Raw genomic sequence first — 24,522 nt, forward strand, 5'->3', positions numbered from 1 at the left:
TTAAAATCATAGTTAGCCGAAACGAAGTCGAATTTTGCATTGTGCAGTTGGGCGTAGAAACCGTCAACACCATTGTCGAAATCATGATTACCCATCGTCGCAACATCATAGCCAAGCATGCTCATTAATTTGAATTCCAATTCCCCACCATAATAATTGAAATAAGGTGTGCCCTGGAAAATGTCACCGGCATCAAGTAACAGTACATTTTTTTCTTCCTTTCGGATTTGTTCTACCAAAGCGGCTCTTCTAGCTACACCGCCCATATTTGGATTTTTTGGGTCGTCAGCCGGAAAAGGATCGATATGGCTGTGAACATCATTCGTATGAAGTATCGTTATTTTTTTATGTTTATCTGTCAGTAATTCCGGAGTATCAAAACTACTTAATGATAGTCCACCTAATGTCAATAAAGTGGTACTGGCTACCGTGTTTTTTAAAAAAGCTCTTCTTTTCATTTTCGTATTTTTTATTCCAGTATGATTCTTTTTGTCGTAATAACAGGGATTGTGTCTACTTTTTTAAAGTAATCGATTATTAGGTTTCGAAGCTTGTAATCCATATCGTATATCTTCTCCGTTTTTTTGAAGAAATTCATATTGTCACCGCCTCCTGAAAGGTAATCCGATGTGGCGACATAATAAATTTTATCATCTTCGAGAGGTTTTTCGTTTACGGTTAATGATTTTACACTCAAATTGTTTTTATCAGCAACAATTTTTAAACCATTCAGAGGATGTGGTTTTCTTTCTTTCATGATATAGTCGGCCATTTCCCTGATTTGGGTTCCTTTCAGTTCAACCACCACCACGCTATTATCGAAAGGCATGATTTCATAAGCAGTTCTTGTTGTTACATTTCCTTTGGGAAGAATAGAACGGATCCCGCCATGGTTTAAAAGGCAGATATCAATATTTTTCTTTTCTCTGGATAAAAAAACAGGGTTGACCATCTCAACGGTTATGTCGGCCATCAGATTTCCGATAGTTGTCTGCCATTCCCCTTTACTTTTATCCAGGGTTTCCGGAGCGTAAGCCAGTACATTGTCCAGTTCTTTCTTGATGTGTTCGCGATAGGGTTTTATAAAACTGTCTATGGTTGCCACTTCGCCAACCTGTGCCGTAACACCAATTTGTTTCCCCTCTATTTTGGAATTATAATATTTGTTTCCACCACAGGAAATCAACAAAAAAACCGAAAAAGCTATAATAATTTGTGTGCTAAAACGGTTATACTTTCTTAACTTTACCATCCGTAATGTGCCTTATTGGTTAAATACGTATTTTAAGTAAAATTACTATGTTTTTAAAACTAATGAAGGATTTTTTAATTAAAAAATCAGTTAAAAAATCTTTGTTAAATTATAAGCCAGAAGTTACAGAGGAAAAAATTCAAACCGTTGGTTTGCTTATTGATGAAAGTTATTTTGAAAAAGCAGCTCGACTCGTTTCGGAATTGAAAGCTGAAGGTATTGATGCCGATGCGATTAATATTCTGGTCTATAAGGATCGTTTCAAGAAAAAAGAAATCATTGAAAATCCTTTTTTCGGAAGAAAAGACATTTCGGTAAACGCGGAATTCAGTAAGCCGGAAGTGGTTGGTTTTATTCAGAAGCCTTTCGATGTGCTGATTAGCTATTACGATATTGAAAAACCAATACTTACATTGGTCACATTGCAATCAAAAGCAAAATTTAAGGTTGGGTTTTCCACGATAGATAAACGACTGAATAATTTTATGATTTCCACCGTTGCTGAAAAGCATCAGGAATTTGTAACCGAATTATTTAAATATTTAAGAATTTTAAACAAAATATAAAATGCAATCATTTATGGGAACGGGCGTTGCTTTGGTAACCCCATTTAAAAAGGATTTTTCTGTTGACGTAGAGGCGCTTAAAAGAATTGTAAATTATGTTATCGACGGAGGTGTGGAATATTTAGTGGTTCTTGGAACTACTGCAGAATCGGCAACACTTACTTCAGAAGAAAAGGAATTGGTGATCAGCACTATCAAAGAAGCTAACAATGGAAGATTGCCTTTGGTTTTGGGCGTTGGCGGAAATAATACCATGAAAGTGGTTGAGGAATTGAAAACAAGAGATTTTTCAGGTTTTTCAGCGATTCTTTCTGTTTCGCCTTATTATAACAAACCTACTCAAGAAGGAATTTATCAGCATTTTAAAATGGTTGCAGAAGCTTCTCCGCTACCAGTGATTTTATATAACGTTCCGGGAAGAACAGCAAGTAATATGTTGCCTTCAACAGTAATGCGTCTGGCTAACGATTTTAAAAATGTTATCGGAATTAAAGAAGCTGCAGGGGATATTGTTCAGGCGATGAAACTGATTCAGGATAAACCGAAAGATTTCCTTGTGATTTCGGGAGACGATATGATTACGCTTCCTATGGTTTTAGCCGGTGGAGCTGGAGTTATTTCGGTAATCGGAGAAGGTTTTCCGAAAGAATTCTCGGAAATGGTTCGTTTAGGATTACAGCGAAAAGTAGACGAAGCTTATAAATTGCATTATTTGTTAGCGGACAGTATTGATATGATTTTTGAACAGGGTAACCCCGGCGGAATCAAAGAAGTGTTCAAATCGTTATGTTTATCTGAAAATACGTTGCGTTTGCCATTGGTAAATGTTAACGAAGATTTAGCAAATCGACTTAACGCTTTTGTAAAGAAAGTTGTAAATTAGCAAAACATTAAAATTGTAGGCTATGTTATCTAAAACTATTCAGGAAGCAATTAATAAACAGATTAAAGTAGAAGCGGATTCTTCACAGATTTATTTAGCAATGGCTTCTTGGGCCGAAGTTCAGGGTTTTGAAGGTATTTCTGCTTTCATGTACAAACAGTCAGATGAAGAACGCATGCATATGCTTAAATTGGTGAAGTATGCCAATCAGCGTGGTGGCGAAGCGGAAATTCCGTCAGTGATTCATCCGGTTTTGGATTGTTCTTCTTTCAAGGCGTTGTTTACACAACTGTATGAACATGAGGTAATGGTTTCCGGAAGTATAAACGAATTGGTTCATGTTTCATTGCAGGAACGCGATTATGCAACCCATAATTTCTTGCAATGGTATGTTTCCGAGCAAATAGAAGAAGAAGCAACGGCGCGTACGATTTTGGATAAAATCAACCTGATCGGTGACGATAAAGGAGGTTTGTATCTGTTTGACAATGATATGAAGAGTTTTAGCGGTAACGGAAACGGAGCCCAATAAATACAATAAAACGCGTCAAAAAAGCGTTGTTCGAAAGATGCCTTTAAACCGGCATCTTTCTTTTTTTGAGTGTGAAAAAAAAGATTTTGTAATAAATAATTAATAATTAACTTTGCATTTGCTTTTGAATCAATGAAAAATTGAGGGGAGAAGCATAATAACGTAAATTAAACATGAATAAAATTTTATATATTTTACTTTTTTCAGTATTGTTTTTTTCTTGTAGTCCTTATCAAAAAGCCTTAAAATCAGAGGATTTGGCTTTTAAATATGAAATAGCTACCCAGAAATACGAAAAAAAGAAATATTCCAAAGCGATTCGTTTGTTTGAACAACTTGCGGGTCCTAACAGAGGAAAACCTCAAGCGGAAAAATTATTTTACATGTTTGCACAGTCATATTATAAAACGGAGCAGTATTATTTGGCAGCTTATCAGTTTGAATCATATGCGGCAACTTACCCGAAAAGTGAGCACAGGGAAGAAGCTTATTTCTTGGCGGCTAAAAGTTATTCAATGTTGTCCCCGGTTTATTCATTAGATCAAACGGATACAGACAAGGCAGTTGATAAATTACAGACATTTATCAATACTTATCCGAATTCAGAACATTTTGCCGAGGCTAATAAAATTATTGTTGAGCTTAGGGATAAACTGGAAAAAAAGGCATTTGAAATTGCCAAGCAATATAATACAACCGGAGAATATTGGCATTCCTATAACTCTGCTATAAAAGCGTTGGATAATTTTATTTCCGATTATCCCGGAACTAAATATAAAGAAGATGCCTTGTATTATAAGTTTGATTCGTATTATAAATTAGCGATAAACAGTGTCGCTTCCAAAATGGAAGAGCGTTTGATAAATGCTAAAACTGCATATACCGGTTTAGTGCGTTTTAACCCTGATACAAAGTATAAAAAAGAGGCTGAAGAAAAATTAGGCCTGATTGAAATTGAATTACAAAAATTTTCTAAATAATTAAGTATGGATTTAAAGAAGACTACAGCTCCTGTAAACACGGTTACCTACAATAAAAGTAAAATCGAAGAGCCGACAGGAAATGTGTATGAAGCGATTACTATTATGGCAAGAAGAGCAAATCAAATCAACTCTGAAATCAAAAAAGAATTGATTGACAAGCTTGAAGAGTTTGCTACTTACAATGATAGTCTTGAAGAGATCTTTGAAAACAAAGAACAAATCGAAGTTTCAAAGTTTTATGAAAAATTACCAAAACCACATGCATTAGCAGTTCAGGAATGGTTGGATGGTAAAATCTATTATAGAGATTCTAATCAATAATTAATATGTCTGTTTTAAGCGGAAAAAAAATATTGCTCGGTGTTTCCGGAGGGATAGCCGCGTATAAAACAGCGACATTAGTTAGACTACTTATAAAAGCAGGTGCTCAGGTTCAGGTAATCATGACACCTGCTTCAAAAGATTTTGTTACCCCGTTAACACTGTCCACACTTTCCAAAAATCCTGTATATTCCACTTTTGTTAATGAAGAGGAAGAAGAAGCGGAATGGAACAACCATGTGGACTTTGGACTTTGGGCCGATTTGATGCTCATCGCTCCGGCAACTGCCAATACACTTTCCAAAATGGTAAAAGGCAATTGCGACAATCTTCTGATAGCTACTTATTTATCGGCTAAATGCCCTGTATACTTTGCTCCCGCAATGGATTTGGATATGTACAAACATCCGTCCACACTTGCTAATTTTGATGCATTAAAGGAATTTGGAAACATTATGATTCCTGCCGAAAGCGGTGAATTGGCAAGCGGACTTTCCGGTGAGGGAAGAATGGCAGAACCCGAAAATATTGTTGCTTTTCTGGAAAAAGACATCGAGAGTAAACTTCCTTTAAAAGGAAAAAAAATATTAGTTACTGCAGGACCAACTTATGAAGCTATCGATCCCGTTCGTTTCATTGGTAACCATTCCACGGGAAAGATGGGATTCGATATTGCTAAAGCTGCTGCCGATTTAGGTGCTGAAGTCATCCTTGTTTCGGGTCCGACACATCTGCAGTTAAAGCATAGTTTGGTAAAAGTGGAAAGGGTAACTTCGGCTCAAGAGATGTATGATGTCTGTCACAAATACTTCAATGAGGTAGATGTGGCTGTAGCTGCCGCAGCCGTTGCCGACTACCGCCCTAAAAATGTAGCTTCACAGAAAATAAAAAAGAACGACGAGACGTTTTCCATAGAACTCGAAAAAACAAAAGATATTCTGGCTTCGCTGGGTGAAATAAAGAAACATCAGTTTTTAATTGGATTCGCTTTGGAAACTGAAAATGAAATTGAGCACGCGAAGCAGAAAATTCAGAAAAAAAACCTAGATTTGATTGTTCTTAATTCCTTAAATGATGAAGGTGCTGGATTTGGTACGCCTACCAATAAAGTAACTTTCATTGACAAGGATTTTCAAATGGAACCTATGGATTTAAAATCCAAAGAAGAAGTAGCTCAGGATATCGTTAATAAAATAGTAAAACAGTATGCGTAATTGGATTCTTTTAGGACTTTTATTTGTTTCATTCTTCGGATATAGCCAGGAATTGAAGTGTTCCGTTAAAGTCAATTACGATCAAATTACCGCGGCCAATGTTCAGATATTCAAGACATTGGAACGTTCTTTGGGTGAGTTTGTGAATAATACCAAATGGTCGACTAAAAACTTTGCAAACAATGAACGTATTGATTGCAGCATGTTCATCACCATTCAGTCTTATGAGTCAAATGACTTTAAATGTACCTTACAGGTTCAATCATCAAGACCTGTTTACAATTCGACTTATACGTCACCTGTATTTAATTATAACGATAAAGATTTCAATTTTAGGTATGTCGAATTTGAAAACTTTGTTTACAATCCTAACAGCTATGATTCTAATTTAGTGGCAATGGTAGCTTTTTATGCTAATATTATCATTGGCCTTGATGCTGATACTTTTTCAAATCAGGGAGGAACTAAATTTTTGGAGTCGGCCTCCAATATGGCAAACCTTGCGCAATCGGGTGGTGGAGCCGGTTGGACACAAACAGAGAAAAAACAAAACAGATACTATCTTATTAACGACTTATTGTCCAATACTTTTACTCCGTATCGCGAAGCAATGTATGAATACCATCAGCTAGGTATGGATAAAATGGCAGATGATCTTAAAGCTGCCAAACAAAATGTTGTAAAAGCAGTAAAAACAGTCTCAAAAATTCACTCGACTCGTCCCAATGCTTTTATTACCAGAATCTTTTTTGATGCAAAAGCAGATGAAATTGTCTACATTTTCTCGGGAGGACCAAGTGTTGACATCGTTGAATTAACCGAAACATTAAACAGAATTTCTCCTTTGAATTCCACAAAATGGAATAATATAAAATTCTAAATTTGTGTTTTAATCTCTTTTCAGACACAATTTATGCTAACACACTTAACCATTAAAAACTTTGCACTGATTGAAAGGTTGGAAATGAATTTTTCAGGGCAACTGTCAATCATTACAGGAGAAACCGGAGCAGGGAAGTCCATACTTCTTGGCGCTTTGGGGTTGGTTTTGGGAAAACGTGCCGACTTAACTTCGCTAAAAGACAAAGAGCAAAAGTGCGTAATAGAAGCGCAATTTAAAATCGACAAATACAATTTAAAGCCTTTTTTCTCTGAAAACGATTTGGATTATGAAGATTTGACTATCATCAGAAGGGAAATTCTTCCTTCGGGTAAATCCAGGGCTTTTGTAAATGACAGTCCGGTAAATCTTAATGAATTACAGGAATTAGGTGATTTTCTGATCGATATTCATTCTCAGCATCAAACGAGAGAATTATCGGAAGAAGCCTATCAGATTCAGATTTTGGATGCTGTTGCAGGTAATTCGGAACTATTAGGACAATACAGTAATCAGCTTTCGGAATATAAATCGGCTAAAAATCAGTTGAAAAAACTGGTTTCTGAAAAAGAAAATCTGGTAAAGGAACAAGATTATAATTCATTTTTACTGGAAGAATTACTGGCTGCCAATTTGAAAGCCGGCGAACAATCGGAACTTGAAAATGTTTACGAAAAGCTCAATAACGTCGAGTCGATAAAAGAAGCCCTAGATAAATCCATTGCTTTGACTAACGAAGACCAGATCGGAATCATCCAAAATATTAAAGAAGTAAAAGCTACGTTGCTGAAAATTTCAGGTTTGTCTTCTGAATTCAACGAATTGACGGAACGTGTTTCCAGTATGTTGATTGAATTCGACGATATAGCAAACGAACTGTATAATCAATCTGAAAAGTTGGTTAACGATCCTGAACAACTCGATTTAGCACATCAAAAGCTGCAAACCATTTATTCTCTGCAAAAGAAACATCAGGTAAACACTGTGGAAGAGTTGCTTGAGATACAAAATGATTTGGACGCTAAAGTTGTTCTGGCTGATGATTTGGACAATGCTATTCATAAACTGGAAATTGAAATCCAGTCAAAAATTGAAATTCTTGACGGCCTGACGGAAGCGATTTCGAAAAGCAGAAGAAATGCAATACCTGTTTTAACAGATAGGATAACCTCAATTTTATCCCAACTTGGAATGCCAAATTCCCGTTTTCAATTTGAAATCAATGCCTCTGAAACCTATAATGCTTTTGGAAAAGACGAAATACAACTCTTGTTTTCTGCGAATAAAGGAACCGATTTCGGATTATTGAAAAAAGTAGCTTCAGGAGGGGAGTTGTCCCGAATTATGTTGGCGGTTAAAGCGATTTTGGCAGAATATTCCAAATTACCAACTATCATTTTTGATGAAATCGATACCGGAGTGTCTGGTGAAATTGCTCATAAAATGGGGGATATCATGAAAGCAATGAGTGTTGAAATGCAGGTTTTTGCCATTACTCATTTGCCTCAAATCGCTGCTAAAGGACAACAACATTATAAGGTGTTTAAATCGGCTTTGGGGGAAAGTACGGTTTCCGAACTTAAATTATTGTCGGGTGAAGAGCGAATTGCTGAAATTGCCGAAATGCTTTCAGGAAAGGATATTTCCGATTCGGCTCTAAATCATGCAAAAGCGTTGTTGAATTAATTTTTTAACTTATTTTTGTCACGCTTTATTTAAAAAATAACAAACACTAAACCAAAATATATTAAAATAATCAGGACATGATCATAGAACCTAGAATGCGAGGATTTATTTGTTTGACCGCTCATCCAAAAGGGTGCGAACAAAATGTGAAAAATCAAATTGAATATGTAAAATCAAAGGGTGAAATTAATGGGCCAAAGCGTGTATTGGTAATAGGTGCTTCTACAGGATTTGGTTTGGCTTCGAGAATTACAAGTGCTTTTGGTTCTAACGCCTCCACAATTGGTGTCTTTTTCGAAAAAGAACCAGCGGAAGGAAAAACTGCTTCTCCGGGTTGGTATAATACGGCTGCTTTTGAACAGGAAGCTCAAAAAGCTGGATTGTACGCTAAAAGTATCAATGGTGATGCGTTTTCAAATGAAGTGAAACAGCAGACTATCGATATGATCAAGGCCGATTTAGGTCAGGTTGACTTGATAATTTACAGTTTGGCTTCTCCGGTTCGTGTTCATCCTACAACAGGTGTTACACATCGTTCGGTTTTAAAACCAATCGGAAGTACTTTTACAAATAAGACTGTAGATTTCCATACCGGAAATGTTTCTCAGGTTTCCATCGAACCGGCTAATCAGGAAGATATTGAAAATACAGTTGTTGTAATGGGTGGTGAAGATTGGTCAATGTGGATGGACGCCATGAAAGCGGCCGGTGTTTTGGCTGATGGTGTAATGACGGTTGCTTATTCATACATAGGACCTGAAGTTACAGAAGCCGTTTACAGAAAAGGTACCATCGGAAGAGCTAAAGATCACTTGGAGGCTACAGCTTTCGAGATTACGGATAAATTAAAAGACATTAACGGAAAAGGATATGTGTCAGTTAATAAGGCTTTAGTCACTCAAGCAAGTTCGGCAATTCCTGTCATTCCATTATACATTTCATTATTGTACAAAATTATGAAGGAAGAAGGAATACACGAAGGGTGTATCGAGCAGATACAAAGATTATTCCAACAGCGATTATATAATGGTTCTGCAATTCCAACGGATGATAAAGGAAGAATCCGAATAGACGATTGGGAAATGAGAGAAGATGTTCAGAGCAGAATTTCTAGTTTATGGAATGAATCTACTACAGAATCTCTTGTGGAATTAGGTGATTTAGCCGGTTATAAGCAAGATTTCTTAAACTTGTTCGGATTTGCTTTTGAAGGAGTTGATTATCTTGCTGATGCAGATGAAATGCTTCAGGTGCCAAGTATCTCATAAAAAAAAGGCTGTCTGAAAAGACAGCCTTTTTTTATTACACGAATTAGTTGTTGTAAATTGAAATTGTATTTTTATAAATAATGTTGGTTTTTTTTTGTTTTTCAGGGATTAAAAAAAAATTAAACGTTTTGTTGATAAAATGTCAATAATTTTTTTGTTGTAAAAAATAATTTAATAGTGTTTTTGTGAAAAAAAACATATTTTTGACAAAAATCTAACCAAATATTTATATGAAAAAAATTACTTTATTAATTTGTTTAATGCTATTATCCTGCATAGGGCTAAATGCACAAACAATTACTATTGGAACCGGTACTTCTACCCAACGTTTTCCTTTGGGGAGTTATTTCGGTTTTGAAAGATCTGCCGCAATTTATACCGCTGCAGAAATCGGTAGTGCGGGAAATATTGTTAGTCTTGCTTGGGAGGCCACTTCAGCTGGAACTGCACGACCTGTAATTATTTATTTAATGGAAACGCCAAGCTCAACTCTAACGTCAGACACATGGGCAAACCAAATCGCAGGGGCGACTCAAGTTTACTCAGGTGTTTTAAACCCTGTAGTTGGCTGGAACACATTTAATTTACCACTTCCGTATAGTTATTCCGGAGGAGCCAATAATTTAATGGTTCTTGTTGAGGCTAATTACGGAGGTAGTGGGGGGACTGGATCTGCAGGTAATTCTGTTAAATATACGACAGCTGCTTCCCAACATGAATACTGGCAACAGGATGGAAGTGTTCCTTTAGGAACCGGAATAATCACAGACAACAGACCTAATATTCAGATTACTTTAGGATCTGCTTGTACAGGTACGCCAGTAGCGGGTTCGGTAGCACCGGCAATTCAAAATCTTTGTTCAGGAGCAACACCGGCTAATTTAACTGGAACGGGCTATTCTACAGGAGTTTTAGGCTTGACTTTCCAATGGGAAGAATCAAATGATAATGGCGCTGCCGATGCTTGGGCTCCAGTTGTTGGAGGTTCAGGTGCGACTTCACCGACTTACACTCCGCCAGCTTTCTCCGGAACAACAATTTATTACAGATTAAATGTGACTTGTAGCAATTCCGGAATGTCAGCTCAAACTGCTTCAGTTTTAGTGACAACACCTGTGAATCCTTCGACTCAGGTTACAAATGTTTTGTTGAGTGGTATTGGATCGGCGCAGGCTACAGCTAACTGGACAAACGGGAATGGATACAGAAGAGTTGTTTTTGTTAGTAACTCAGCAACTTTTACTGATCCTGTTAACGGAAATGGTCCCGCTTTAGTTGCGAATACGGTTTACTCAGGGTCAGGTCAACAGTTGATCTATGATGGTACTGGAACTACGGTTACTGTTACAGGACTTTCGGCAGCGACCCAGTATTATATTAAGGCTTATGAATATGTACAATGCGGTTCTGGTCCGTATGACTATTATTATAATACAGCTACAGGGACAAATATTGGAAACTTTACTACCTGTGGTGTAGCGAATATTCCTTATGTTCAGGATTTTGAAAGTGTTACGACTCCGGCTATACCAAATTGTACGTCTGTTGTTAATGATGGAACAGGTAATGTTTGGGACACAGCTAATGCACCGGGTTACGGATTCACAACTAATGCTTTACGTTATGTGTATAATGGTACAAATCCTGCCAACACTTGGTTTTTTACGCAAGGGATTAATTTAACTGCCGGAACTTCATACAGAATTTCATATAACTATGGAAATAACTCAACATATTATATTGAAAAATTAAAAGTTGCATATGGGACTTCAGCTACTTCGGCTGCAATGACAAATGTATTGGCGGATCATCCAAATATCAATCAAAATACAATCCAGTTTAATCAGGTTGATTTTACGCCTTCAGCTACAGGGGTTTACAATTTTGGTTTTCAGGCGTATTCTACAACAGACCAGTTTTATTTATTTGTTGATGATATTAATATTACAGTTACACCTGCATGTAGTGCGCCTATTAACTTGGCAACAAGTAATTTAAATGATAATTCAGCTACTATTTCCTGGGGAGTTATCGCATCAGCATCGGGTTATCAATATGTGTTGGATACTAATGCTTCTGATCCGGCGGGTGCGGGAACTGATATTGCAGCAAATTCATATAATGCAGGTTCTTTAGCGCCTTCAACTACTTATTATTTCCATGTAAGATCAGTTTGTGCAGGTCCAATTTACAGTGGATGGTCAACTATATCTTTTACCACATTACCTACACCTCCGGCTAATGACAATTGTAGTACTGCATCTGTACTTACTCCGGGTGGTGTTTTTGCAAATAATCCTCTTGCCGTAAATTTAACAGGAGCTACTAATTCTACTCCGCCGGCACCTGGTTGTGCTTCATTCCAAGGAAACGATGTTTGGTATAGAGTAACTATTCCTGCTTCAGGGACTTTAACTGTTGAAACAAATAATGACGGATCAGGTAATTATGATACTGGAATGGCTGTTTATTCAGGAACTTGCGGAAGTTTGACTTTGATTGAATGTGACGATGATGATAGTTTGGACGGTGCATATTCATTGATAAACCTAACAAGAACTCCGGGTGAGGTTGTTTACGTTAATACTTGGAGATATAATGGAGGTCCTGCAATTACTTATCGTATTTCGGCTTATGACGCTTCATTAAGTGCTGGTTCTTTTGATGTTGCTTCATTCAAAGCCTATCCGAATCCGGTAAAAGATGTATTGAACTTGTCGTACTCAACTGAAATTTCTTCTGTGGAAGTTTATAACATGTTAGGCCAGAAAGTACTAGTTAAGACATTAAATGTTGCACAAGGACAAATCGATATGTCAAACCTGAATTCAGGAAATTATATCGTTAAGGTAACTGCTGATGGTTTAACCAAAACAATCAAAGTTGTAAAGCAATAAAAAAATATACATATTTTCTGTAAAAAGGAATCACTTTTGTGATTCCTTTTTTATTTTTGCAAAAAAAACATGAAAAAAAAATACGTTTTCCTATTTTCCTTGCTTCTGTCTGCAATAGCCTCTCTTTCACAATCAACAAATGCAGGGGCTTATATTTTAAGCCATACAGATGTTTGTAGCCCAGGGGATTGTACTTCTTTAGAAGTAACATATGCAAACGTGAAGGAAACTACTTCCTATCAGGTTAGCAGTATACCATTTAACCCTCCCTTTGGATATACTAATGGAAACCAGACGAATTTGAGTGTTGATGACAGATGGTCAGGTGTTATTGATTTAAAAGGGTCAAATCCTCAAAACTTTAATTTTTGTTTTTACGGACAGACTTATGACAAAGTTTTAATTTCCACTAATGGAGCGATTACTTTTAGTTTGTCGGGAATTGTTCCCGGAGGAATGTATTCTCCAAACAGTTTTAGCAATTGGGTGCTGTCAGGACCAATGCCTTATATTTCTGGAGTAGATCAAGCACCATTTAGAAACTCAATTAATGGAGTCTTTCAGGATATTAATCCGAACGTTATAAATGCAATTGCTAATCCAAATATAAATTACTATACCATTGGAACATACCCAAACCGAGCTTTCGTTGTAAATTTTAGCAATGTTGCCCAATATGGAAATCCATGTTCTTCAGACATTACAGTTGGTGCCCAAACTTCTCAAATGGTTTTATGGGAAACAACAAATATAATAGATATTTATGTTCAAAGAAGAGTACCTTGTACTACATGGGCTTCTGGAAATGGCTTGATCGGAATTCAAAATCAAGAAGGAACCCTTGCATCTGTTCCTCCGGGAAGAAATGGCGGGACATGGTCTGCTACCAACGAAGCCTGGCGTTTTACTCCGAATGGAAATTCAATAGTACCTGTAGTTACATGGACTAAAAACGGAGTTTTTTACTCAAACAATAATCCTGTGGATGTTTGTCCGACTGGTTTGGAGCAATATGCAGTTACTGTTTCCTATCCTATATGTAATTCAAGCAATACAAGTAATTATACTGATTCTGAAAGCGTTAATTTTGTGCCACAACTTCAAAATCCAAATGATTTACAGGCTTGTTCTTCTGTAAGTGGTGGCTCCGCAATATTTGACTTGACTTCAAATAATTCAGTTGTATTAGGGGCGATAAATCCTGCGGATTATTTAATCAGTTACCACACTTCAGCGTCAGATACAGAACTTGGGACTAATTCTATAATCAATCCTCAAGCTTATTCAAGCCTTGGAAACCAAACAATTTATCTTAGAGCTGAAGGTGTTTTTGTTAATTGTCTATATGTAAAAGACTTTGATTTAAATATTAATCCTAACCCGTCAGCTCCTACAGGCGTTATCGATCAATCCTATACAAATGGGGAGACCGTAGCTAATATTGAAGTTGTCGGTACAAATATCAAATGGTATGGTTCGGCTACAGGAAATGATTTGTTGCCAAACTCGACTTTACTAGTTGATGGGGCAACTTATTATGCTTCTCAAACTAATTCGGCAGGATGCGAAAGCAGAACCAATCCTTCCAGATTAGCGGTAACGGTTCATCTTACTGTTTTGAATAATCAGGATTTTAATATGTCAGATTTAAATGCATATCCGAATCCTGTAAAAGATATATTGAATTTATCCTATTCAACAGAAATCTCTTCAGTTGAAGTTTACAATATGTTAGGTCAAAAAGTAATGTTTAAAACATTAAACGTTGCACAAGGGCAAATCGATATGTCAAACCTGAATTCAGGGAATTATATTGTTAAGGTAACAGCTGATGGTTTAACCAAAACAATCAAGGTTATCAAGGAATAATGTTTTATTATATATTCGAAAAAGGCTGTCTGAAAAGACAGCTTTTTTTTGTTTAAATAAGTATTGCTGTTTGAATCTAATTGATTTTAATCAATAATTAAAGATATAATCTTGCTTAAGGAGATGACTTAATGCAGTATCAAATAGTAAGTAATAACTTAAATAAAGTTTACGGAATAACACTTTTCAATTTTTGTTTTTTTAAAACTATATTTTATTGGATATGTTATAAATATTGTAAAACATGGGAAATAAACTATTATATTTGGGAAATAAATTAACTAAAATTGTAAAAGCATGAAGAAATTTACCTCACTAATTTATTTGCTGCTCTTTTCCTTTGTGAGCTTAAATGCGCAAATAATTACTATTGGAACTGGAACTTCTACGCAAAGATTTCCGTTGGGGAATTATTTCGGGTATGAAAGATCGGCTTCAATCTATACTGCTGCTGAGGTAGGCAGTGGAGGAAACATTATAAGTCTTGCATGGCAGGCAAACACTGCCGGTACAACAAGACCTATTGTTATTTATTTAATGGAAACGACAAATTCCACTTTAACAACAGATACATGGGCGAACCAAATTTCCGGGGCTACCCAAGTTTATTCCGGGACTTTAGCTCCGGTAGTTGGTTGGAATACAATCAATTTACCAGTTCCTTTTAGTTATTCCGGAGGGGCTAATAACTTAATGGTTCTTGTTGAAGCTAATTATGGAGGCAGTGGGGGAACAGGTTCTGCCGGAAGTTCAGTTAGATATTCCGATGCACCTTCACAACACGAAGCATGGCAGGCAGATGGCAGTGTGCCAACAGGTACCGGCGCAGTTAATGGGAACAGACCTAATATACAGATAATGTTTGGCTCACCATGTTCGGGGACACCTGTAGCGGGTACGGTTACACCTACACTACAGAATGTTTGTACGGGAAGCACTCCGGCTAATTTAGTAGCAAGTGGTTATACCACCGGAGCTATAGGATTAAATTTTCAATGGGAAGAATCAAATGATAATGGCGTGGCGGATGCTTGGGCGCCGGCCGTTGGAGGTTCAGGTGGTACCACAACCAGTTATACGCCTCCTGCTTTTTCAGGAACCCCAATTTATTACAGATTAAAAGCAACTTGTACAAATTCAAGCTTATCGGATCAAAGTGCTTCTGTTTTGGTATCAACACAAGTAAATCCAACAATACAGATTAGTAATGTAACGATTCCTGCGAATAGGGTCGGGTATGCAGATGCTTTGGTAAACTGGAATTTTGGTAATGGAACCAGAGGGGCTGTTTTTATTAGCGACTCTCCGACTTTTACGGATCCCGTAAACGGAAATGCACCTGCTTTAACACCTAATACGGTATATTCCGGATCTGGCCAGCAATTGATTTATGATGGTTTGGGGACTAACGTTATTGTAACAGGTCTTTCATCAGCAACCCAATATTACATCAAAGCTTATGAATATATAAGATGTGGTTCCGGACCGTATGACTATTTTTATAATACGGATACTGGTACCAATATCGGAAACTTTACCACTTGTGGGGTATATGCTGTTCCAGCATCAGAAAGCTTTGCCGCTTTTGTTCCGGGTTGTTGGCAAAGAGCTGATGATGGAAATTTAACTACTGGTCCTGCTACATTTGGTGGAAGTAGTTGGATTTCAGATGGTTTTGGTAATGTCGGGACATCTGGTGCCGCAAGATATAACATCTATCAAACAGGTTCTAATGATTGGATAATGTCACCTCTCTATGATATACCAGCTACGGGATATGAGTTGAAATTTGATGCCGCTGCTACTCAATACAATGCTGCAACTGCTCCTACAACCCCATGGGAATCTGATGATTATGTGGAGGTTTTAGTTTCAACAGGAACTAGAAACTGGACTGTACTGCATACTTTTAATGATACTAACGTTCCGTCACATACAGGTATAACCAAAATTATTGATCTTGATGCTTACGCGGGACAAGCCGTAAGGTTCGCTTTCAGAGCAGTTGAAGGAACTGCAAATGGCTCAGCCGATATTGATTTCTCAATTGATAACTTTGAAATAAGATTAACGCCGGCATGTTCTAATCCGTTCGGGTTAAATGTAACAGGGATAACAGATAATGCTGCCAGCATTGGATGGTCAGCAACAACAGGTAACTATCAGTATGTTCTTGACAATGTGGCAACAGATCCTGCAGGATCAGGAACTACTTTGTCCGGTGAAACATATAGTGCTAGTGCATTGTCCCCAAATACAATTTATTATTTCCACGTAAGAACCGTATGCGCTGGGCCACTATATAGTCCGTGGTCAACCATTTCTTTTACTACTTTGCCAACGCCTCCTGTAAATGATAATTGTAATAATGCTGTTGCACTTATTAATGGTGGTGTGTTTAATACTAATGCAGTCGTTGGGACTAACTTCGCTGCAACTAATTCTAACCCTCCTGCACCGGGATGCGCTTCTTACTCGGGCGGAGATGTTTGGTATTCGATAACTATTCCGGCATCTGGTAATTTAACAGTTGAAACTAATAGTAACGGGAGTGCTCTTACTGACACAGGAATGGCTGTCTATAGCGGATCGTGTGGCGGACTTACTTTAGTATCTTGTGATGATGACTCCAGTGATGATGGATATTTTTCAAAAATAACACTGACAGGCAGAACTCCTGGAGAAGTTTTATATGTAAATGTTTGGGAATATGGTGGTGACGTAAGCGGAACATTTAAAATTTCTGCTTATGATGCTTCATTGAGTGCAAACTCTTTTGATGCTACTTCATTTAAAGCGTATCCAAACCCTGTAAAAGATATATTGAATTTATCTTACTCATCAGAGATTTCATCTGTAGAGGTTTACAATATGTTAGGGCAAAAAGTAATGGTTAAAACATTAAACGTTGCACAAGGGCAAATCGATATGTCAAACCTGAATTCAGGAAATTATATTGTTAAGGTAACAGCTGATGGTTTAACTAAATCTATTAAGGTTGTAAAGCAATAGCAAATTCGATTAAATGTTTTAAAAAGCCGCTTTTCGAAGCGGCTTTTTGTTTTTATAGCATTATCTTTGTTAAAATTTAGTTGCAGTAATGTATTTTTCGTTTATTATTCCGGTTTATAACCGACCTGATGAAGTTGAGGAACTGCTAAAAAGTATAGCAGAACAAGATTATCATGAAGATTTTGAGGTAGTAATTGTTGAAGACGGATCCACCATACCGTGTCTTGATGTAGTGAAAAAATATGAAGGTAAAATATTTATCTCCTATTTCAATAAACCCAATTCAGGACCTGGAGATTCTAGAAATTTCGGAATGAAACAGGCTATGGGAAGTTATTTTCTCATCTTGGATTCTGACTGTATTTTACCCGAAAATTATCTTAGTTCAGTTGATAAGAATCTTAAAAAGGAATTTGTGGATTGTTTTGGAGGTCCTGATAATGCATTGGATTCGTTTTCCTCTGTTCAGAAGGCAATCAATTTTACGATGACTTCCTTTCTCACTACCGGAGGAGTCCGTGGCGGATCTGAAAAAATCGGGAAATTCCAACCACGCAGTTTTAACATGGGCCTATCCAAAAAAGCATTTGAAGCTTCTGGCGGTTTCGGGAACATACATCCGGGAGAAGATCCGGATTTGTCGATTCGTCTTTGGAAATTAGGTTTTAAAACGAAACTTTTCAAAGATTCCTATGTATTTCACAAACGCAGAATCGATTTTGGGAAATTCTATAAGCAGGTAAATAAATTCGGAAAGGCGAGACCTATATTGGATTCATGGTATCCAAAGCACAGTAAGATAACATTTTGGTTCCCGACACTTTTTTTGTTCGGATTCGTGATTTCAATCATTTTGTTACTCCTCGGTTTTTCGCTGCCGGTTAAAGTATATGCAGCTTATTTCATACTCTTATTCTGGATTGGTGCAACGGAAAACATGAACCCGTGGATTGGTTTTTTATCGGTTTTTGCGGCAATATTCCAATTTGTTGGTTATGGAGTTGGTTTTTTGCAGTCTTTCATCAAGATTAAAATAAAAAAGCAGCAACCCGAAACAGCTTTCCCCGAACTGTTTTTTAAAAAATAATATGACAAGGATAATAGGACTAACAGGCGGGATTGGAAGTGGAAAATCAACTGTAGCCGGTTTTTTTAGAGAAAACGGAGTTCCGGTTTACATAGCTGATGATGAGGCTAAAAAACTGATGGATACGCCTGAAATGATAAAAAAAATTCAGTCGGTCTTTGAAGAAAATATTAGTGAAGATAATAAGTTAGACAAAAAAAAGATTGCAGAAATTGTTTTTTCGGCTCCTCAACAGCTTGAAAAATTAAACAGCATAATTCATCCCGTTGTGAGAAATCATTTTCTGTCATGGGTTGAGGCCCATAATGATGAACCTTTTGTTATTAAAGAGGCGGCGATTCTGTTTGAAAGCGGAAGCTATAGGGATTGTGATAAAATCATTTTGGTTACAGCCCCAGAAGAAATCAGAATTGAAAGAGTTATGAATCGTGATAAGGTTACGAAAGAGCAGGTTTTAGAGCGAATTGCAAACCAATGGTCAGACGAAAAAAAGATTCCGTTATCGGATTACATTGTTCAAAATACAGATATTGAAGAGGTTCGGAAAAAAGTCAGTGAAATTCTTAAAGAATTGAATAAAATGTAAAAACTTAAGCAGATGTTAATCTTTGGTTAATGTTTTTAAGGTCTAAATGTTAAAATGTTAATTTTGTTTTGATGAATAAAACGCGTTTCCGACTACTTGTTGTGTTGATGAGTTTATCTCTTTTGGGGATAATCCTAGTGCAGTTGTATTGGATTGAAACTTCTTACAGAAATAACGAAGAGCAATTCAAGTTTCATGTACATCAGGTAATAGGAAATGTTGCCACTAAACTGCAGCAACAGGAGGAATTCGAGTTTTACAGGACATACAATAAACTGAAAGACAGTACAGGAAGGGCACCAAAACAAAGTGAGTTAAAGGAATATTTCTTTGTGGAGCGTGATCCGAAAACAAATGAGCAGATCATTTATTCCAATACAATTATTTCAGAAGATTATAGTTTAAACCGTTCGTTCTTTGATAAAAATTCCGATTCCGTTCCGTTAAAGAGTTTTGTAGCCAAACGAAAAACAGAAATTTATAACGGAAACCCTATCGATAACTCTGCGATTCAGAAGTCCAATACACCGGATATTACGGTTGAAAAATCCGGATCGCTGGATGTTTTGGATAAAGCGCAGTTTGAAATTTATTTTAAGGATATTGTTGCCTTAAAGCCTTTGCAGGACAGGATTTCAAAAGAGCGGCTTAATGCCATGCTTGAAAATGAATTACGACAGTACGGTGTAAAAACCCCTTTTGAATTCGGTATTTACAGTGATGGGTTGGCGACAAAAATTAAGTCGGAAAACTTTAATTACGATAAGAAATCAACTTACGGAATTCCGGTTTTCACAGACAATGATAAAGAAAACAAATACCAGTTGTTGGTGAGTTTTCCGCAGAAAGGGAAGTTTTTGTTCAGATCATTGATAGGAATCACATCGCTCTCGCTGATTTTTACCCTGGTAATTATCGTGGCCTATTTCAGTGCGCTGAACCAGTTGATAAAGCAAAAGCAGATTTCGGAAATTAAAACCGATTTCATCAACAATATGACGCATGAGTTTAAAACACCAATTGCAACGATTAATCTTGCTTTAGATGCGATTAAAAACCCAAAAATAATTGAAGACAGAGAGAAAGTGGAACGCTATTTGCAAATGATTCGCGATGAAAATAAACGAATGCACGCGCAGGTAGAAAACGTTTTAAGGATTTCAAAACTGGAACGAAAAGAATTAGAAATAAGCAAAGAACCAACAAACGTTCATGAAATTATAGAAGATGCCATTGAGCATATTAACCTGATAGTAGAAGATCGTGGAGGTGTAATCATCAGTAACCTTCAGGCAAAACGAACAACCATTTTACTGAATGATGTTCACTTCACCAACGTAATGGTTAATATTCTGGACAATGCCATAAAATATTCTCCCGAAGCCCCGGTAATTGAGGTTTCAACGGAAAATGTGAAAGATTTTATTCTGATAAAAGTAAAAGATCAGGGCTCTGGAATGAGTAAAGTGGCCCAAAAAAGAATATTTGAAAAATTTTACAGGGAACACACCGGTGATTTACATAACGTAAAAGGACACGGTTTAGGTTTGGCCTATGTAAAAAGAATTGTCGAAGACCATAATGGTCAGATTTTTGTGGAAAGTGAAAAAGGGAAGGGAAGTACCTTCACAATTAAAGTGCCTTTAATAAATTAAAAAATATGGATACAGCTAACAAAAAAATTCTATTAGTAGAAGACGATCCAAATTTCGGAGCAGTACTGAAAGATTATTTGATTATAAATGATTTCGATGTAACTCTTGCCAAAAACGGAATGGAAGGTTTCGAAAAGTTTAAAAAAGACAATTACGATTTGTGTATTTTAGACGTAATGATGCCTTACAAAGACGGTTATACTTTAGCCCGTGAGATACGTGAAAAAAACAAAGAAGTGCCTATCATTTTCCTTACGGCAAAATCTATGAAAGAGGACGTATTGAAAGGATACAAAGTTGGAGCCGATGACTATTTGAACAAACCATTTGATTCAGAAGTATTATTGATGAAAATCAAAGCGATTATCATGCGTAAAGCTTCCGAAACCAAAACTGATAACACGAGATTTGAATTCGAAATCGGTAAATTCCACCTGAATTCAAAACTTCGTTTCTTAAATTTCCCAGGTGAAGAACCAATCAAACTGTCGCCTAAAGAAAACGAATTACTGAAAATGCTTGCATTACATGAAAACGATTTAATGCCGCGTGAATTAGCGTTAACAAAAATCTGGAGAGACGACAACTACTTCACTTCCAGAAGTATGGATGTTTATATTGCCAAATTGCGAAAATATTTGAAACAAGACGACGATGTTGAAATTTTAAATATTCACGGAGAAGGTTTCCGTTTGGTGATCAAGGGAAAAGCAGCCGAATAATTCATTTAGATTAATTATATTATTGGAAAGAAGCCTTGAGAAATCAGGGCTTTTTTATTTGTAACTGTTCCGGCTTTCCGCTTCAAGATTTTGATTAAAAAAAAGTAGTTCCAAAGAACAAAAAAGAGCTTCCTTTGGTCGCTTTTTTTATTCAGGAACTTCTAATTTTGTTAATCAAAATGCTTTTCGCTGCAATCCGGGTTAGGGCGTGGTTGTTAAACGAATCATTGTTGTTTTCAAAACGAAATCAGCAAAAACCGGTTTAATCTGTGAAAATCTGCGAAATCTGTGTTTTAAACAGTTGCGTTCAAATAATTGAAGAAATTTAAAATACGGTAATGTTTTCTAAACGCAATCTGCTAAAATCTTTTATTCTGCGTGCAAAAAACACACAAAGAAGCGACCTATTTCCTTTCCAAAACCAAGGCAAAACAAACCTTGCCGTCTTTGGTAACCGTGAAGAAATTTCGATTTTCATCCGAGTGAATTTCAACCTGATCATTAAGGTTTAATTCCCTCAAAAAATTCATTTCCAGACTTTTGATTTCCTGTTTAAGGATCATTCTCGGATTCATTGTGTCCAGGCACCATTCCAAATACTTGGTGTTGTTCACGTGGTTTACAATGTCCAAATCCGATAAAACTACGGTTCGTTCCGCAATCTTTTCTGTATCCTGTAAAACGTTTATTCGTGAAAAACTCTGACTGGTAGCTTTGTGATCGGGATATTTTTCAAAGTGTTCGTGCGGCAAGGCCAAAGGTTCGGCTTTTCGGTGCTGCGTGTTGAAAACCGCCCAATAGGTAGTCGCTCCCGCTATTTTCTTTCCATTTAGATACATTTCAATATTACGAGTCGAACGAGAACCTTCCAGGTTTTCAATCCACGTCTTTATAATCACTTTATCCTGCCATTTCGGTAAAGCTTCAATTTCAATACGAATCCTGCTCAAAACCCAAGCCTGATGGTGCTCCTGCATGTCATTAAAACTTATCCCTCCCAAAATGGAATGTTCCGCAGCGGTAAGTTGTAATAAATTGCACAAATCCACATATTTCAAATAAGCATTGGACGCGCAAAGGGTAAAATTAATGTCCCATTCGTGTGCGTATATGGAGGTGAAATCAGGTGAAATAGGCATGGTAAATTATGAATTTTAGGGATGAAATGATTTTTATTTTTTTGTTAGGATAGTTGAATTTTAGATCATTTTCTTTACAACTGTAGGTTCAGACAGTCTGATCCAAAAAATACTGACCGGCTCATTTTTATCTGGTTTTCCATTCTTATTGGAATCAAACCTTGAATAGATATAATAAATGTCATTTTTATAATCGTATGTGGATCGGATTGCTGAATATTGGTTTGGTATGAGTTGTGTTCGTTTAGAATTCAGTTCGTCAAAGTGATATATTTTTCGCAAATCCTTTTTATTAATCAAAGAATCTTTATTAGTATCTTCATCGTAAACAGACACCATAAAAAAATTTCGTTTTATAGGTACATTGTTCAAAGAATCTTTTTTTACACCCGGGAAATACAAAGTTTTGATTAATACTGGTTTTTGAAAAAGGTAGCTCATTTTTTCTTTCTCTAAATCATAATGCCCTACGTTTATCATATTATATCCGTTGATTATATCGATTCCTGGCATGAAATAATTAAACAAATCTTCTTCATTTTCATTCTCTGCTTCGTAATCATTGGAATAGGTTGTGCCTTCGTTATACTGGATATTTCTGTCATTTTTCGGATTGACTTTATAAATAGTTAAAAGTCTAACCCTGTCGATACCGGTTAATAAAACGGAATTCGAAGAAGTTGTCAATTGATTAAACGATGTATTTCTTTTCAGGGAATATTTTAAAGAATCAAATTCGTTTTCTGTTTCAACTTCTCTCATTGTCAACTCTTCAGCTTTTTTATCTTTTGTATTATTACAGGATTGCAAGAACGAAAACATCGCAATGACGATGGCGCTGAATCGGATTGTATTTAAATTATTCATAAGAGATTTTCTACTATGTTTTTATTTTGATATCGTTCAAATAATTATTGTATACTACTTACTGCAAAGTTAATTATATCGGATATTTCCGTTTGGTAATCAAACCATGTTGCATTTTCGGTGCGCTTAAACCAGGTAATCTGGCGTTTGGCAAAGCGGCGGGTGTTTTTCTTTATTTCCTCTATTGCAAAATCCAGCGTTGTTTTCCCGTCAAAATTATCAAACAGTTCGCGGTAACCTACCGTTTGTAAAGCGTTCAGGTGTTTGTTTGGATATAAAGCTTTTGCTTCGTCCAATAATCCTTCCTGCATCATTAAATCGACACGAAGGTTAATGCGTTTGTACATTTTTTCCCTTTCGGCTTCCAAACCAATTATAATTGGAATGAAGTTTCGGCTGTTTTTTTTCTGACCAATAAAGGAAGAATAAGGTTTACCACTGCCAATGCAAACTTCCACAAAACGTTTCATGCGCTGCGGATTTTGAAGTGTTTGCGGGTTTTCGGAAAGGATTTTGTTATAATAATCACTGTCAAGCTCTTTTAAGGAATCCTGAAGGTAATTAATTCCCAATGCATCATATTTTGCATTGATTTCCTCACGTACTGAAGCTTCAATATCCGGAAAATCGTCAAAACCTTTCAATACTGCATCCACATACAATCCGGAACCGCCAACCATAATCTGCACATTGTTTTCTTTGAAAAGTTCGTCTAGTTTGGCAATCGCATCGGTTTCAAAATCACCTACGGAATAATTGTCAAAAACTGAAATATGTTGAATGAAATGATGTTTTGCGGCCGCCAGTTCTTCAGGATTAGGCACAGCCGTTCCAATTCTCATTTCTTTGAAAAACTGTCTGCTGTCGCACGAAAGGATTTCACAACCAAAATGTTGTGCCAATTTTATGCTTAAAGCTGTTTTTCCAATGGCTGTCGGCCCAATAATGGTAATAAGGTAATTATTCATTGTTTAATTTTTCACCGCAATTATGGCAATATTTTGCATCTTCAACAGTAATTACAGTAGTGCAGGATGGGCATTTTTTGATGTTTTGGTCGGATTTCAGACTTCTTTTTGCAGCTGTATATTCGGCTGTAACAA

Annotated in this window: 21 protein-coding genes; 16 read left to right on the forward strand and 5 right to left on the reverse strand. The window is 36.6% G+C overall.

Annotated features, from left to right (window positions below; genetic code table 11):
* Together VLB74_RS03545 and VLB74_RS03550 are read right to left on the reverse strand one after the other, a co-directional pair.
* Positions 1 to 458: metallophosphoesterase (locus VLB74_RS03545; protein ID WP_325202082.1), on the reverse strand; the 458-nt coding region annotated here is incomplete at its 3' end.
* An 11-nt stretch (positions 459 to 469) separates the two neighbouring features.
* Positions 470 to 1,252 carry a 5'-nucleotidase gene (locus tag VLB74_RS03550; RefSeq protein ID WP_325202083.1) on the reverse strand — a complete coding sequence of 261 codons (783 nt, stop codon included), beginning with the start codon at positions 1,250 to 1,252 and terminating at the stop codon, positions 470 to 472.
* A 62-nt stretch (positions 1,253 to 1,314) separates the two neighbouring features.
* Here VLB74_RS03550 and VLB74_RS03555 point away from each other — a divergent pair, with 62 nt between their 5' ends.
* The 16 genes from VLB74_RS03555 to VLB74_RS03630 all read left to right on the forward strand — a co-directional run bounded on the left by VLB74_RS03555 (position 1,315) and on the right by VLB74_RS03630 (position 21,413).
* Positions 1,315 to 1,818, forward strand: coding sequence for a DUF6913 domain-containing protein (locus VLB74_RS03555; RefSeq protein WP_325202084.1), 504 nt, complete (start codon positions 1,315 to 1,317; stop codon positions 1,816 to 1,818).
* Position 1,819: 1 nt separating this feature from the next.
* Positions 1,820 to 2,701 (forward strand): 4-hydroxy-tetrahydrodipicolinate synthase, encoded by an 882-nt coding sequence (gene dapA / locus VLB74_RS03560; RefSeq protein ID WP_325202085.1) that lies wholly within the window; start codon positions 1,820 to 1,822, stop codon positions 2,699 to 2,701.
* 22 nt (positions 2,702 to 2,723) lie between these two features.
* Positions 2,724 to 3,233, forward strand: coding sequence for a ferritin (locus VLB74_RS03565; RefSeq protein WP_325202086.1), 510 nt, complete (start codon positions 2,724 to 2,726; stop codon positions 3,231 to 3,233).
* A 173-nt stretch (positions 3,234 to 3,406) separates the two neighbouring features.
* Positions 3,407 to 4,213: an outer membrane protein assembly factor BamD gene (locus tag VLB74_RS03570; protein WP_325202087.1), complete on the forward strand. Its 807-nt coding sequence runs from the start codon at positions 3,407 to 3,409 to the stop codon at positions 4,211 to 4,213.
* Positions 4,214 to 4,219: 6 nt separating this feature from the next.
* Positions 4,220 to 4,537 carry a DNA-directed RNA polymerase subunit omega gene (locus VLB74_RS03575; protein WP_325202088.1) on the forward strand — a complete coding sequence of 106 codons (318 nt, stop codon included), beginning with the start codon at positions 4,220 to 4,222 and terminating at the stop codon, positions 4,535 to 4,537.
* A 5-nt stretch (positions 4,538 to 4,542) separates the two neighbouring features.
* Complete coding sequence (coaBC, locus tag VLB74_RS03580) at positions 4,543 to 5,751, forward strand: bifunctional phosphopantothenoylcysteine decarboxylase/phosphopantothenate--cysteine ligase CoaBC (protein ID WP_325202089.1); 1,209 nt, start codon at positions 4,543 to 4,545, stop codon at positions 5,749 to 5,751.
* Positions 5,744 to 6,631, forward strand: a complete 888-nt coding sequence (porD, locus tag VLB74_RS03585) for a type IX secretion system protein PorD (protein ID WP_325202090.1) — start codon at positions 5,744 to 5,746, stop codon at positions 6,629 to 6,631. Before coaBC ends, porD begins: the two co-directional genes overlap by 8 nt.
* A gap of 33 nt (positions 6,632 to 6,664) precedes the next feature.
* Positions 6,665 to 8,317: a DNA repair protein RecN gene (recN, locus tag VLB74_RS03590; protein ID WP_325202091.1), complete on the forward strand. Its 1,653-nt coding sequence runs from the start codon at positions 6,665 to 6,667 to the stop codon at positions 8,315 to 8,317.
* Between the two features lie 77 nt (positions 8,318 to 8,394).
* The gene (gene fabV / locus VLB74_RS03595) at positions 8,395 to 9,585 is read left to right on the forward strand and encodes an enoyl-ACP reductase FabV (protein WP_325202092.1); all 1,191 of its coding nucleotides are present in this window, start codon (positions 8,395 to 8,397) and stop codon (positions 9,583 to 9,585) included.
* Between the two features lie 230 nt (positions 9,586 to 9,815).
* Positions 9,816 to 12,482 (forward strand): T9SS type A sorting domain-containing protein, encoded by a 2,667-nt coding sequence (locus VLB74_RS03600; RefSeq protein ID WP_325202093.1) that lies wholly within the window; start codon positions 9,816 to 9,818, stop codon positions 12,480 to 12,482.
* A 69-nt stretch (positions 12,483 to 12,551) separates the two neighbouring features.
* Positions 12,552 to 14,351, forward strand: a complete 1,800-nt coding sequence (locus VLB74_RS03605) for a T9SS type A sorting domain-containing protein (protein ID WP_325202094.1) — start codon at positions 12,552 to 12,554, stop codon at positions 14,349 to 14,351.
* A 297-nt stretch (positions 14,352 to 14,648) separates the two neighbouring features.
* Complete coding sequence (locus VLB74_RS03610) at positions 14,649 to 17,363, forward strand: T9SS-dependent choice-of-anchor J family protein (protein WP_325202095.1); 2,715 nt, start codon at positions 14,649 to 14,651, stop codon at positions 17,361 to 17,363.
* 88 nt (positions 17,364 to 17,451) lie between these two features.
* Positions 17,452 to 18,450 carry a glycosyltransferase family 2 protein gene (locus VLB74_RS03615; RefSeq protein WP_325202096.1) on the forward strand — a complete coding sequence of 333 codons (999 nt, stop codon included), beginning with the start codon at positions 17,452 to 17,454 and terminating at the stop codon, positions 18,448 to 18,450.
* A gap of 1 nt (position 18,451) precedes the next feature.
* The gene (coaE, locus tag VLB74_RS03620) at positions 18,452 to 19,036 is read left to right on the forward strand and encodes a dephospho-CoA kinase (RefSeq protein ID WP_325202097.1); all 585 of its coding nucleotides are present in this window, start codon (positions 18,452 to 18,454) and stop codon (positions 19,034 to 19,036) included.
* A 71-nt stretch (positions 19,037 to 19,107) separates the two neighbouring features.
* Positions 19,108 to 20,691 carry a sensor histidine kinase gene (locus tag VLB74_RS03625; protein WP_325202098.1) on the forward strand — a complete coding sequence of 528 codons (1,584 nt, stop codon included), beginning with the start codon at positions 19,108 to 19,110 and terminating at the stop codon, positions 20,689 to 20,691.
* Positions 20,692 to 20,696: 5 nt separating this feature from the next.
* Positions 20,697 to 21,413 carry a response regulator transcription factor gene (locus VLB74_RS03630; protein ID WP_325202099.1) on the forward strand — a complete coding sequence of 239 codons (717 nt, stop codon included), beginning with the start codon at positions 20,697 to 20,699 and terminating at the stop codon, positions 21,411 to 21,413.
* A gap of 404 nt (positions 21,414 to 21,817) precedes the next feature.
* Here the strand turns inward: VLB74_RS03630 and VLB74_RS03635 are convergent, their stop codons facing one another.
* Genes VLB74_RS03635 through miaA form a run of 3 tightly spaced genes read right to left on the reverse strand, consistent with a single transcriptional unit; the run spans position 21,818 to position 24,387 of the window.
* On the reverse strand, positions 21,818 to 22,552 hold the full coding sequence (locus tag VLB74_RS03635; protein ID WP_325202100.1) for an acyl-[acyl-carrier-protein] thioesterase: 735 nt from the start codon (positions 22,550 to 22,552) through the stop codon (positions 21,818 to 21,820).
* Between the two features lie 60 nt (positions 22,553 to 22,612).
* A complete protein-coding gene (locus tag VLB74_RS03640; protein ID WP_325202101.1) occupies positions 22,613 to 23,419 on the reverse strand; it encodes a hypothetical protein in 807 nt (268 codons plus the stop codon).
* 44 nt (positions 23,420 to 23,463) lie between these two features.
* Complete coding sequence (miaA, locus tag VLB74_RS03645; protein WP_325202102.1) at positions 23,464 to 24,387, reverse strand: tRNA (adenosine(37)-N6)-dimethylallyltransferase MiaA; 924 nt, start codon at positions 24,385 to 24,387, stop codon at positions 23,464 to 23,466.
* Positions 24,388 to 24,522: the final 135 nt, after the last annotated feature.

The organism is Flavobacterium sp., from assembly GCF_035456225.1.
In the GTDB taxonomy this organism is placed as follows: domain Bacteria; phylum Bacteroidota; class Bacteroidia; order Flavobacteriales; family Flavobacteriaceae; genus Flavobacterium.